Raw genomic sequence first — 11,733 nt, forward strand, 5'->3', positions numbered from 1 at the left:
CGAACCCCTGTTACCGCCGTGAAAGGGCGGTGTCCTAGGCCACTAGACGAAGGGGACACACTACAACATTCACTCCCTGCCGCGTTTCGCTGTGTGCTTTACGCTGCAAGTGGCGCGCATTCTATGGATGGATTGAAAGGTCGTCAACCCCCAGATATAAATTTATTTAAATCAATGACTTCGACCTGCTTTACGCACCGTTTCCGGCTTTTGCGTCGCCCGACGATTGACGCCTATATTCCGACACTCGCCAAGGCGTTATAGTCCACGGCACAGGTGATGGCAATCTGCACCCCAAGGGCCAGCATTTATATAAGCCGGTTCCTGGCCGATACAGATTCAGCTTCGCCGATCCAAACCCGTCGAGCGGCGCTAGGCTCCTGTATGCCAAGCCACTACACTCGCACGCGAACCCTATAAAGAGGTCTTACCGGTGACACCACTCATGATCACCCTGCTAGTCATAGCCGGGATCGCAATCTTGATCGCCATTGGCTACATGAACCATGTGGTGGAAAACACCAAACTGGAGAAGGCCCGCACCAAGGTCGAACTCAACGACCGCCTGCGCCGTTGCGGCGAACTGACCGAAACCTTCCCCGGCCAGTTCATGACCCCGGCCCTCAAGCTGCTGCTGACCCGCCTTGAGCTGAACGTCTGCCAGCGTCTGCTGAACCTGGAAAAGACCAGCGCCACCACCAAGGCCCGCATCACAGAACTCAGCGCCCTGGTCGCCCAGGGCGAATCGATCCCGGTCAACAACCCGCCGGCCCCGATCCAGACCGAAGCCAAGGCCAAAGACGTCCGCTTCCTCCTCGAAGCCCTCCACGGCCAGATCACCCGCGCCGCGCAGGACGGCTTCCTGCCACCGAACGAAGCCAAACACTGGATCCGCGAAGTCCGCCACATCCTCGTATTGCTGCACATCGAGTTCTTCAACAACCTCGGCCAACACGCCCTCCAGCAAAACCAGCCAGGCCAGGCCCGCCTCGCCTTCGAACGCGGCGTGCAATACCTGCGCAAACAGCAGGACCCGCAAATCTACGCCGAACAACTCCAATACCTGGAAAAACTCCTGGCCCGCGCCAACGCCCAGGTCATGGACAAGATTGCCCCGGTCGAAGGCGAAGAAAACCAACTGACTGCCGGCCTCAAAGATGTCGAGGCTGACGCAGACTGGAAGAAAAAAGTGATTTACGACTGAGTGCAGTCGGAGAGAGAAGCCACCGGGAGGTGGCTTTTTTTATTGCCCGCGGAGAAGATCAAAATCAAAAGCGCCCTCACCCTAGCCCTCCCGAAACGTCGGACCGCCCGGAGTGAGAGCGGACTGACCGAGGTGATTGGGGGAGGTACGCCGACGTGAAATACCGAGTCGCACTCAGGTTGAAACGCATGCAACTCAACTCACTCTACTGCACCTGCTGCACCTTCTGAATCCTATGCTTCTTCTACTCTTGCTTCTGCTTTGGCTTTGGCTTCCCACCACTCAACACGATGAGCGTTAGCTCGAGTAAGGCTTTTGACGTGCCGGCCCCATCGGAAGGCTGAGTGGAGGGATTTATCCGGGGGTGGGAGCGCAGCGACCGTGCGGCGAAGCCGCATGCATCGAGAGGAGGTGCAGCGAAGCAAACCGNAGGCGATGCCCCCGGATGAATCCCGGAGCGAAGGAACCCCGAGCCCCAGCGAGGGGCCGAACGCCGGGGCCTAGACCTTTGCTTCCTTTGGGGCGTTTGCCAAAGGGAGTCGCCGTAAGGGCGAAACCGCCAGCGGCAGCACCCGCAGAAAAGGATATGAACGCAATAAAACGGGAACCTGGTCGGCCCAAAGGCCGCCAAGGTCAAAGCCGAAAGTGCCCCACCATCCCCCGAAGCTCACTCCCCAACTGCGCCAGCTCAACACTGGAAGCCGCATTCCCGCGCATGGCAATCGAAGACTGATCCGCACTCGCCCGAATACTCGTCACACTGCGATTGATCTCCTCGGCCACCGAACTCTGCTCCTCGGCCGCCGCCGCAATCTGCTGGTTCATCTGCTGAATCAACGAAACCGCCGCCGCAATACTCCCCAGGGCGCTTTCGGTCTGCAACGCATCGCTCACCGCCAGTTTCACCAGTTCGCCACTGCTCTGAATCTGCTGCACCGACGAATGCGCCGCCGAACGCAAGGCACTGACCAGCCGCTCGATTTCCTCGGTCGACTGCTGCGTGCGCCGGGCCAGCGCCCGCACCTCATCGGCGACCACCGCAAAGCCCCTGCCCTGCTCGCCCGCCCGCGCCGCTTCGATCGCCGCGTTGAGCGCCAGCAGATTGGTCTGCTCGGCGACACTCTTGATCACTTCCAGCACCGTGCCGATGTTCTGGATTTCCGCACTGAGACTTTCGATGCTCGAACTGGCCGAGGTCGCCGAATCCGCCAGTTGCTCGATCCGCGCCATGCTCTGGCGCACCACCTGCTGGCCGCTTTCGACCTTGCCATCAGCGGTCTGCGCCGCGAGCGCCGCTTCTTCGGCATTACGCGCCACATCGTGAACGGTGGCGGTCATCTGGTTCATCGCCGTCGCCACCTGTTCGGTTTCCTCTTTTTGGCTGCTGACCTCCAGGTTGGTCTGCTCGGTCACCGCCGACAGCGATTGCGCCGAACTGGCCAACTGTTCGATACCCGCCTGCAACCCGCTGACAATCGTGCTCAAGCCCGCGCCCATCTGCTGCATGGCCAGCATCAATTGACCGATTTCATCACGGCGCGATACCTCGATCGTTGCGCTCAAATCACCGGCCGCAATCTGTTGCGCCACGTGAATCACGCTGCGCAACGGTGCAACGATCAACCGGGTGATCACCCACGCCGCAATCAGCCCGACAAGCAACGCCAGCGCCGATGAGCCAATGATCAGCACCGAATTCTTTTTCAGTTCGCTCTGCATGGCGCCGTCTTGGGCGACATACGCCTGATCGACCCGCGCCACGACTTCGTCGGCCCGTTGGTGCAGCTGTTGATAGACGGTCTTTTCCTGGGCCAGCAACCCGGTGTACTCGGCCAGCTTGTCGCTGAAACCGGCAATGTGCCCGGACACTTCATTGAGCACCGTCAGATAGCCTTCGTCCTTGACCGTGGACTTGAGCTGCTCGGCTTGCGCCTGGGCTTGCGCAGCCTGCTCGATATTGCCCTGACCTGCGCTGTCATCACCCTTGCGGCTTTGATCCAGGCGTACCCGCGCCTCGTTCATCGCCTGCAACATCAACCGTGAGACCTGACTGACCTGGCCGGCCTGCTCGATGAATTGCGCCCCGTCTTTGCCCTCGCTGTCTTTCAGGGTGTACGCGCCGTCGTCGGCCAGACCGGCCTGCAACACATCGAGATTGTTGGCAACGCTGGACACCGACCAACTGGCCATTTCCAGCGCCAGGTCCTTGGCCTGGGACAACGAGACGAACTCATCGAACGCCTTGCGGTACGCGCCCAATGACTGTTGGACGTCGTTCATGACCGACTCATTGCCCGGCGACAAAACCTTGAGTTGGTCGGCCATGGCAATCAAGCCGTCGACACCTTCGTGCAAGGCCTCGACGGTTTTCGGGTTGCCGTGCAAGGCGTAGTCCTGCTCCAGCAGCCGCACCTTGAGCAGGCCACTGTTGAGCGATGACATCTGCTTGAGGCCATCGAAGCGCTGGCTGATGGTTTGCAGGGACCAGACGCCAATGGCAGCTACCAGTGCGGTCAGCAGCAACACCAGCACAAACCCGATACCCAGTTTTTTTGCCATACCGAGGTTGGCAAAACGTCCTTGCACGGCCGAAATCATTGCGCGTAGTCCCCTGCCATAGTCTGTTGTCGAAGATTCGCAACGGCCTTGAACCAGCACAAGTCTCTGGCGTCGGAATAATGGCAAAAAGCTACGCACGCGTCGTTTTCAGAACGTTCGAGGTCGATCCATGGCTGTATCGCGAAAAAACTGCCGTGCCCGGGGATCGCAGGCGTAAGCCACGTTGATCCGCTGCCAGTCGCAGGCTTCGCCACTGGGACTGAACGACGTTGCGCAGGACAACTGCACACCGCATCGCAGAGCATGCCTGCGCAGGCGCGCCTCATCGGCCACTGGCGAACGTGCCCAGATGAACAGGCCGCCCGTGGGTTTGCCGAACACCTCCCAGTCAGCGTCTTCCAGCGCCTGAAGAGCGGCCGCACGATCAGTGGAAAGCCGCTGACGCTGACGCTGTACCAGTTTTCGATAGGCACCACTGGCAAGCATCCCCGCCAGCACCGCCTCGCAGAACCTTGGGGTCCCCATGCAACTGATCATCTTGACCCGCGCCATCCGCTCGACCAGCTCGCCATCGGCCAGCACGAAACCCACCCGTAGCGAGCTGCTCAGGGTCTTGGAAAAACTGCCGACGTAAATGACCCGCCCCTCGTCATCCAGCGCTGCCAGGCGAGTGCCGCTGCCGTTGTGCAAGTCAGCGTAGACATCATCTTCGATCAGCCGCAGATCGTAGAGCCTACTCAGCTGCAGGATGCGTCGGGCGACCGCCGGCACCAGGCAACTGCCCGTGGGATTGTGATGATGACTGTTGATGAACAGCGCCGAGGGTCGGAACTGCTGCAGCAACGCCTCAAGGGCCTCGACATCCGGCCCGCCCGCCATGCGGCGAACCTCCAGCATGCGCACGCCATGCAAGCGCAGGAGATCGAACAGCGGCGCATAACCGGGGGTTTCTACCACGACGCAATCACCGGCCTTGAACAAGGTCCGCACGATCAGGTCGAGTGCGTGGCTGGCGCCGGCGGTGGTCATCACCTGCTCGTCAGCAGCCTTGATATTCAGCAATCCGAGGCGCCTGACAATCTGTTCGCGCAACGCCGGCAGCCCAAGAGGCGTGCTGTAGTTGAACAGGCTGGCCATGTCGGCGCGCGTCACCTCGCGGATCGCATAGCCGAGATCATCGGGCTCGCGCCAACTCTCTGGCAGGACGCCACTCCCCAGCGTCAAACCGCCGCGCCATCGGAGGGCCGGATCGCCCCCGGTGCGCTCCCCCTCACACCCGGAGCCATCGATCGCCTTGCAACAATCGGGCGACGAAGCCGCCACCATGAATCCCGAGCCCTGACGCGAGGCCAGAACCCCTTGCGCCACCAGCCGCTCGCAAGCCTCCATGACGCAGGACTGGCTGAGCAAATTGCACCGTGCGATCTCGCGCACGGAGGGCAGACGTGTCGTCGGCGGCACCTGCCCCTGCATGATCCACTCGGTCAACCCGTCAACAATCTGCTGTACGACCGGCACCATTGCCTGTCGGTCAATTCTCAATTCCATGAGCACGCAAACTCCTGTCCGTTTTTGCTGGCGGCAGTAAATCACAGCCACGCCCTTGAGGCTGTGCGACAAAACCGCCAAAAGGCTCCGTTCTCACCATTTGAAACACATTGTTTAGCGGACTAACGGAACCGCTCCCGAGGCGAAAAAAAACCCGCCAGTGGGCGGGTCGTTTATTGACTCGGTCGACGCCACCTTAGAAGGCGGTCACGCCGCCATCCACGGCCAGCGAATGGCCGGTGGTAAAGGCCGCACCGTCGCTGCACAGATACAGCACGGCACTGGCAATTTCCTCGACCTTGCCAATGCGCCCGACCGGGTGCATGGCGTTGGCGAATTCACCTTTTTTCGGGTCCGCTTCATAGGCGCGACGGAACATGTCAGTGTCGATCACCGCCGGGCAGACGGCGTTGACGCGGATTTTCTTCTTGGCGTATTCGATCGCAGCCGACTTGGTCAGACCGATCACCGCATGTTTGGAAGCCGCGTAGATACTCATCTTCGGCGCGGCGCCCAATCCAGCCACCGACGCGGTGTTGACGATCGCCCCGCCGCCCTGCGCCAGCAGCAACGGCAGCTGATACTTCATGCACAGCCAGACGCCCTTGACGTTGACGCCCATGATCGCGTCGAACTCGTCCATCGAGCCTTCGGCCAGTTTGCCCTTCTCGATTTCGATCCCGGCATTGTTGAAGGCGTAGTCGAGACGGCCGTAGGTATTGATCACCTCGTCCATCAGATTTTTCACTTCGCTTTCGACGGTCACGTTGCAGCGCACGAAGGTCGCTTCGCCACCGGCTGTACGAATCAGCGCCACGGTGCCCTCGCCCCCGGCCGCATTCAGATCGGCCACCACCACTTTCAGACCTTCGGCGGCGAATGCCTGGGCCGTCGCGCGGCCGATGCCGTTGGCCGCGCCAGTGACGACGGCTACCTGACCGGAAAACGTCATGCTCATTGTTATGTCCTCGAATGCGGGGGAATGGATGAAGGCAGCATAGCCACAGGGGCCTGAGTGACGTCAGCACTATCAGAAGGCCGGTTAGGCTTGCATGAATCGCAGTGATGAAACCCAGGCCTGCACTATCACCGTACTGGATCAGCCTGCATTCGCCCCGTGAGCCAACCTTGCGGCATCGCTCATGAAGGTCTATCAACAAGGCTTCATTCAATTCGAGTGCCTGTCATGACCAACCAGACCAATCGCCAGTTCCTGCTCGCCAAACGCCCAGTGGGCGCCGCCACCCGCGAGACCTTCACCTATCAGGAAGTACCGGTCGGCGAGCCGGCGGCAGGGCAGATTCTGGTCAAGAACGAATACCTGTCCCTCGACCCGGCCATGCGCGGCTGGATGAACGAAGGCAAGTCCTACATTCCGCCGGTGGGTCTGGGCGAAGTCATGCGCGCGTTGGGCGTAGGTAAAGTCGTCGCGTCGAACAATCCGGGGTTTGCCGTCGGCGACTACGTCAACGGTGCCATTGGCGTGCAGGATTATTTCCTCGGCGAGCCAAGAGGTTTCTACAAGGTCGATCCGAAACTGGCACCGCTGCCGGTTTATCTGTCCGCACTGGGCATGACCGGCATGACCGCCTACTTTGCCCTGCTCGATGTCGGCACGCCGAAGGCCGGGGACACCGTGGTGCTGTCCGGTGCCGCGGGCGCGGTCGGCAGCATCGCCGGGCAGATCGCCAAAATAAAAGGCTGCCGGGTGGTCGGCATCGCCGGCGGCGCCGACAAGTGCAAGTTCCTGATCGATGAACTGGGCTTCGACGGTGCCATCGACTACAAGAGCGAAGACGTGCTGGCCGGTCTCAAACGCGAATGCCCGAAAGGCGTGGACGTGTATTTCGACAACGTCGGCGGCGACATCCTCGACACCGTACTCAGCCGTATCAACCTGAAAGCACGCGTGGTGATCTGCGGCGCGATCAGCCAGTACAACAACAAGGAAGCGGTCAAAGGCCCGGCCAACTACCTGTCGCTGCTGGTCAACCGCGCGCGGATGGAAGGCTTCGTGGTGATGGATTACGCCGCGCAGTACGCCAGTGCCGCCCAGGAGATGGCCGGGTGGATGGCCAAAGGTCAACTCAAGAGCAAGGAAGACATCGTTGAAGGCCTGGAAACATTCCCCGAGACCCTGGGCAAACTGTTCAGCGGCGAGAACTTCGGCAAGCTGGTGTTGAAGGTCTGAAAACAATGAAGGGAGCCATCGGGCTCCCTTCATTGTTTCTTCAGCTGTTCGCTCAGGCCAGTTCGGCAACCACCGAGGCCAGTGCCTTGGCCGGATCCGCCGCCTGGCTGATCGGACGGCCGATCACCAGATAGTCGGAACCGGCATCCAGCGCCTGACGCGGGGTCAGGATGCGACGCTGGTCGTCCTGGGCGCTGCCCGCCGGACGAATTCCCGGGGTCACCAGTTGCAGCGATGGATGCGCGGTTTTCAGCGCAGTGGCTTCCAGCGCCGAGCACACCAGACCGTCCATCCCGGCCTTTTCGGCCAACGCCGCCAGACGCAGCACCTGCTCCTGCGGCTCGATGTCCAGACCGATACCCGCCAGATCCTCACGCTCCATGCTGGTCAGCACGGTCACGCCGATCAGCAACGGCTGCGGACCGCTGCGCTTGTCCAGCTCTTCGCGGCAGGCCGCCATCATGCGCAGGCCGCCGGAGCAGTGAACGTTGACCATCCACACGCCCATCTCGGCCGCGGCCTTGACCGCCATCGCCGTGGTGTTGGGAATGTCGTGGAATTTCAGGTCCAGGAATACTTCAAAACCCTTGTCACGCAGAGTGCCGACGATTTCCGCGGCGCAACTGGTGAACAGTTCCTTGCCCACTTTGACCCGGCACAGTTTCGGGTCCAACTGGTCGGCCAGCTTCAGTGCGGCGTCACGGGTAGGGAAATCCAGGGCGACGATGATAGGAGTCTGGCAGGCGGACATGGATGGGCTCTCAGGCAAGTCGAAATCGGCGCGCATTGTAGCGGAACCGGCGGCGGCGCGGCACCCGATGATCGGTAAATCGTCGCGCCAACCGTGATCAGCATAGCCTTGCAGGGTATTGTGTCGAACCCGATACACAACCGACACGCCGACAACATGCGCCCGCGCTAGCCTCGCCAGCCGCAACAAGTCCTTACAGCAGCCCTTCCCGCCTCACGGCCGGACGCCTATGCTGAAACCACAACCTCGCAGCCTATCTTTGTGGTTGGCGGCCTACTGGCAGATGAACAGCCTCATGCACAACTCCCAAGCCTCCGTGAACGACGAACAGAAAGACGACAAGCGCTGGAACATCCGCGCGCTGATCGTCGACGATGACGTGCCGATCCGTGAACTGATGATCGACTACCTGGCCCGCTTCAACATTCACGCCAGCGGTGTCACCGACGGCGCGGCGATGCGCCAGGCGATGCAGGCCGAGCATTTCGACGTGGTGGTGCTCGACCTGATGCTGCCCGGCGAAGACGGTCTGTCGCTGTGCCGCTGGCTGCGCGCTGAATCGGACATCCCGATCCTGATGCTCACCGCCCGCTGCGAACCCACCGACCGGATCATCGGCCTGGAACTGGGCGCCGATGATTACATGGCCAAACCGTTCGAACCCCGGGAACTGGTGGCGCGGATCCAGACGATTCTGCGTCGGGTGCGCGACGACCGCAGCGAACAGCGTGCGAACATTCGCTTCGACAACTGGCGCCTGAACAGCGTCCTGCGCCAGTTGATCGCCGACGATGGTCTGGTGGTGCCGCTGTCCAACGCTGAATTCCGCCTGCTCTGGGTGTTCATCGAACGCCCGCGCCGGGTGCTCAGCCGCGAACAGTTGCTGGACGCCGCCCGTGGCCGCTCGATCGAAGCCTTCGACCGTAGCATCGACCTGCTGGTCTCGCGTCTGCGGCAAAAACTCGGCGACGACCCGAAAGCCCCGCAACTGATCAAGACCGTACGTGGTGAAGGCTACCTGTTCGACGCCCGGGACATCGGCTGATGCGGGCGCGCTTCGACACGCTGTTCGGCCGCCTGTTTGGCATGCTGTTGGTGGCGATCGTCCTGGCGCACCTGCTGGCCTTCGCCTGGTTCCGCCTCTACGGCCCACCGCCCCCGCCACCGCCGCCGGAGTTCTCGCAAAACCTCGACGGCCAACAGCCGGCTCAGGATCCACGCTACCCGCCCCGTCCACCGCGACCCTGGTTCGGCGGGCCGATCGTGCCGCTAACCTTCCAGTTCATCTCGCTGATCATCGCCGCCTGGTACGGCGCCAAGCTGCTGACCCGACCGATCCAGCGTCTGAGCGATGCGGCCGAGCGCCTGAGCGAAGACCTCGACAGCCCGCCGCTGGACGAAACCGGCCCGCGGGAAGCACGGCAGGCTGCGTACACCTTCAACCTGATGCAGCAGCGCATCCGCGAACAGGTGCAGCAACGGGCGCGGATGCTCGGCGCCGTCTCCCACGACCTGCGCACCCCGCTGTCGCGACTGAAACTGCGTCTGGAAAATATCAGCGACGACAAACTGCAGGGCCAGATGCGCCAGGATCTGGACGACATGATCGGCATGCTCGACGCCACCCTCACCTACCTGCACGAACAGCGCACCAGCGAGGCCTTGCAGTTGATGGACGTGCAGGCGCTGGTCGAATCACTGTGCGAAAACGCCCAGGATCAAGGCGCCGACGTTCAGGTCAGCGGCCACTGCGCCCCGTTGCAGGTACAGCCGATGGCCCTGCGCTCGTGCATCAACAACCTGATGGACAACGCCCTGCGCTACGCCGGCCAAGCGCACATCGAACTGCAAGACCAGCGCGAACAACTGCTGATCCGCGTCATCGACCACGGCCCGGGCATCGCGGCGGACAAGCGTGAAGCGGTATTCGAGCCGTTCTTCCGCCTCGAAGGCTCACGTAACCGCAACTCCGGCGGCGTCGGCCTGGGCATGACCATCGCCCGGGAAGCGGCGCAGCGCCAGGGCGGACAACTGACCCTGGCAGAAACCCCCGGCGGCGGCCTGACCGCCGTGATCCAACTGCCTCGCCACTGATCCCGACTGTGTACCGGCCGGTACAAACCTCACATACCCACGACACCTTGCACCTTGAGGCTGCATAAGCCGGTACACCCACCGGTTTTCCAGTCCAAGGAGCGAGCCCGATGATCGGTAGCGTCAGCAACTACACGAGCTATACCAGCACCAGCAGCACCTCCACCCAGAACGCCCGCAGCCAGCAACTGCAAAAGGAACTGTTCGCCAAACTCGACAGCAACGGCGACGGCGCGGTGGATCAGGACGAACTCGGCAGCGCCCTGTCGCAAAAGTCCAACGACGGCCTGCTGGTCAGCCTGAGCAAACAATTCGGCGATCTGGACAGCGACGCCAGCGGCAGCCTCAGCGCCGAAGAAATGACCGCCATGGCCCCACCGCCACCGCCCCCAGGCGACCAGGCCCCCAACACCGAACTGGCCGACGCCCTGATCAGCGCCCTGGACGCCGACGGCGACGGCGCCATCAGCAGCGACGAACTGAGCAACGGCCTGACCAGCGCCGGCAGCACCGACGACAGCAGCAAAATCTTCTCGGCCCTGGACAAAAACGAAGACGGCGTCGTCAGCCAGGACGAACTCGCCGCCAGCCTCACCCCACCGCCACCCCCGCCCCCACAAGCCTCCAGTGACGAACTCTTCAGCCAACTCGATGCAGACGGCGACGGCAGCGTCACCGCCACCGAGTTGAGCAGTGCGTTGCAAGCCAGCGACAGCACCTCATCGAACAACACCGACACCGCCGCCGCTCTGCTCAAGGTTCTGGACAGCGACAGCAGCGCAGGCGTCAGCAGCGACGAACTGAAAGCTGCACTGCATGCAGGTCGCGAACGCCCGGATGACGAACAGACCGCCAGCAATACTCAAACCACCACCGAAGCGCTGAACCGGATGATTGCCAATCTGAGCAAGCAGTACTCGCTCGAAAGCACCGCGTCGGTGGGCAAGTATTTGAATGTGGCGACTTGAGATTGGGTGAGGATTTGAGGGACGACTGAGGTTGGACGGGGTAAGTGGTTTGCTTTGACTTGGCGATGTGTCAACAAAGCGCACTCACCCTAACCCTCTCCCGGAGGGAGAGGGGACTGACCGAGGTGATTGGAAGAGATACGCCGACGTGAAATACCGAGGTGACCTCGGGTTTTGAAACACATAAGTTCACTACTGCGCCAGCACCTACTCCTGCTCCTGCTCCTGCATCGACATTGGCACCAGCACCAGCACCAGAATCTGCTTTCGCTTTCGCTTTCGCTTTGGCTTTGGCTTTTGCTTTGGCTTCCAACCACTCAACACAATGAGCGTTAGCTCGAGTACCGCTTTTGACGTACCGGCCCCTTCGGAAGGCTGAGTGGAGGGATTTATCCGGGGGTGGGAGCGCAGCGACCGT

General features: G+C 61.6%; 10 protein-coding genes and 1 pseudogene. 5 read left to right on the top strand and 6 right to left on the bottom strand.

All coding sequences use genetic code 11. The features are described 5' to 3' along the window. Positions 1 to 445 precede the first annotated feature (445 nt). Positions 446 to 1,204: a hypothetical protein gene (locus tag ACTJK9_RS11275; RefSeq protein ID WP_011335462.1), complete on the top strand. Its 759-nt coding sequence runs from the start codon at positions 446 to 448 to the stop codon at positions 1,202 to 1,204. A gap of 633 nt (positions 1,205 to 1,837) precedes the next feature. Here the strand turns inward: ACTJK9_RS11275 and ACTJK9_RS11280 are convergent. The 4 genes and pseudogenes from ACTJK9_RS11280 to ACTJK9_RS11295 form a co-directional block, all read right to left on the bottom strand. Beyond that, positions 1,838 to 2,719 (bottom strand): methyl-accepting chemotaxis protein, encoded by an 882-nt coding sequence (locus tag ACTJK9_RS11280; protein ID WP_371857911.1) that lies wholly within the window; start codon positions 2,717 to 2,719, stop codon positions 1,838 to 1,840. Beyond that, positions 2,699 to 3,802: pseudogene (locus tag ACTJK9_RS11285) on the bottom strand (HAMP domain-containing protein); the annotation flags it as partial. The gene ACTJK9_RS11280 and the pseudogene ACTJK9_RS11285, both read right to left, overlap by 21 nt. Positions 3,803 to 3,910: 108 nt before the next feature. Then, on the bottom strand, positions 3,911 to 5,311 hold the full coding sequence (locus ACTJK9_RS11290) for a PLP-dependent aminotransferase family protein (protein WP_440813870.1): 1,401 nt from the start codon (positions 5,309 to 5,311) through the stop codon (positions 3,911 to 3,913). Between the two features lie 196 nt (positions 5,312 to 5,507). Then, complete coding sequence (locus tag ACTJK9_RS11295; protein ID WP_440813873.1) at positions 5,508 to 6,269, bottom strand: SDR family oxidoreductase; 762 nt, start codon at positions 6,267 to 6,269, stop codon at positions 5,508 to 5,510. A gap of 228 nt (positions 6,270 to 6,497) precedes the next feature. Between ACTJK9_RS11295 and ACTJK9_RS11300 the strand changes: the two genes are divergently transcribed. Further along, the gene (locus tag ACTJK9_RS11300; RefSeq protein ID WP_221397916.1) at positions 6,498 to 7,502 is read left to right on the top strand and encodes an NADP-dependent oxidoreductase; all 1,005 of its coding nucleotides are present in this window, start codon (positions 6,498 to 6,500) and stop codon (positions 7,500 to 7,502) included. A 52-nt stretch (positions 7,503 to 7,554) separates the two neighbouring features. Here the strand turns inward: ACTJK9_RS11300 and pyrF are convergent, their stop codons facing one another. Then, positions 7,555 to 8,253, bottom strand: coding sequence for an orotidine-5'-phosphate decarboxylase (pyrF, locus tag ACTJK9_RS11305; protein ID WP_007960372.1), 699 nt, complete (start codon positions 8,251 to 8,253; stop codon positions 7,555 to 7,557). Positions 8,254 to 8,548: 295 nt separating this feature from the next. Here pyrF and ACTJK9_RS11310 point away from each other — a divergent pair, with 295 nt between their 5' ends. The 3 genes from ACTJK9_RS11310 to xopAW all read left to right on the top strand — a co-directional run bounded on the left by ACTJK9_RS11310 (position 8,549) and on the right by xopAW (position 11,315). Further along, positions 8,549 to 9,298: a response regulator gene (locus ACTJK9_RS11310; protein WP_064600917.1), complete on the top strand. Its 750-nt coding sequence runs from the start codon at positions 8,549 to 8,551 to the stop codon at positions 9,296 to 9,298. Further along, on the top strand, positions 9,298 to 10,347 hold the full coding sequence (locus ACTJK9_RS11315) for a sensor histidine kinase (RefSeq protein ID WP_085612102.1): 1,050 nt from the start codon (positions 9,298 to 9,300) through the stop codon (positions 10,345 to 10,347). Before ACTJK9_RS11310 ends, ACTJK9_RS11315 begins: the two co-directional genes overlap by 1 nt. 110 nt (positions 10,348 to 10,457) lie before the next feature. Then, entirely contained in the window at positions 10,458 to 11,315 is an 858-nt protein-coding gene (xopAW, locus tag ACTJK9_RS11320; protein ID WP_440813876.1) for a XopAW family type III secretion system calcium-binding effector, read from the top strand. A 207-nt stretch (positions 11,316 to 11,522) separates the two neighbouring features. On the opposite strand, the gene ACTJK9_RS11325 is transcribed toward xopAW, so the two are convergent. Next, on the bottom strand, positions 11,523 to 11,733 hold a 211-nt coding region (locus tag ACTJK9_RS11325; protein ID WP_440813878.1), incomplete at its 5' end, for a hypothetical protein.

It is taken from the genome of Pseudomonas sp. 22082 (assembly GCF_052046055.1).
GTDB lineage: Bacteria > Pseudomonadota > Gammaproteobacteria > Pseudomonadales > Pseudomonadaceae > Aquipseudomonas > Aquipseudomonas pharyngis.

Excerpts from the sequence above, each read along its gene's own strand:
- ACTJK9_RS11275 (WP_011335462.1), top strand. The coding sequence starts at position 446 with ATGATCACCCTGCTAGTCATAGCCGGGATCGCAATCTTGATCGCCATT.
- ACTJK9_RS11280 (WP_371857911.1), bottom strand. The coding sequence starts at position 2,719 with ATGCTGGCCATGCAGCAGATGGGCGCGGGCTTGAGCACGATTGTCAGC.
- ACTJK9_RS11290 (WP_440813870.1), bottom strand. The coding sequence starts at position 5,311 with ATGGAATTGAGAATTGACCGACAGGCAATGGTGCCGGTCGTACAGCAG.
- ACTJK9_RS11295 (WP_440813873.1), bottom strand. The coding sequence starts at position 6,269 with ATGAGCATGACGTTTTCCGGTCAGGTAGCCGTCGTCACTGGCGCGGCC.
- ACTJK9_RS11300 (WP_221397916.1), top strand. The coding sequence starts at position 6,498 with ATGACCAACCAGACCAATCGCCAGTTCCTGCTCGCCAAACGCCCAGTG.
- pyrF (WP_007960372.1), bottom strand. The coding sequence starts at position 8,253 with ATGTCCGCCTGCCAGACTCCTATCATCGTCGCCCTGGATTTCCCTACC.
- ACTJK9_RS11310 (WP_064600917.1), top strand. The coding sequence starts at position 8,549 with ATGCACAACTCCCAAGCCTCCGTGAACGACGAACAGAAAGACGACAAG.
- ACTJK9_RS11315 (WP_085612102.1), top strand. The coding sequence starts at position 9,298 with ATGCGGGCGCGCTTCGACACGCTGTTCGGCCGCCTGTTTGGCATGCTG.
- xopAW (WP_440813876.1), top strand. The coding sequence starts at position 10,458 with ATGATCGGTAGCGTCAGCAACTACACGAGCTATACCAGCACCAGCAGC.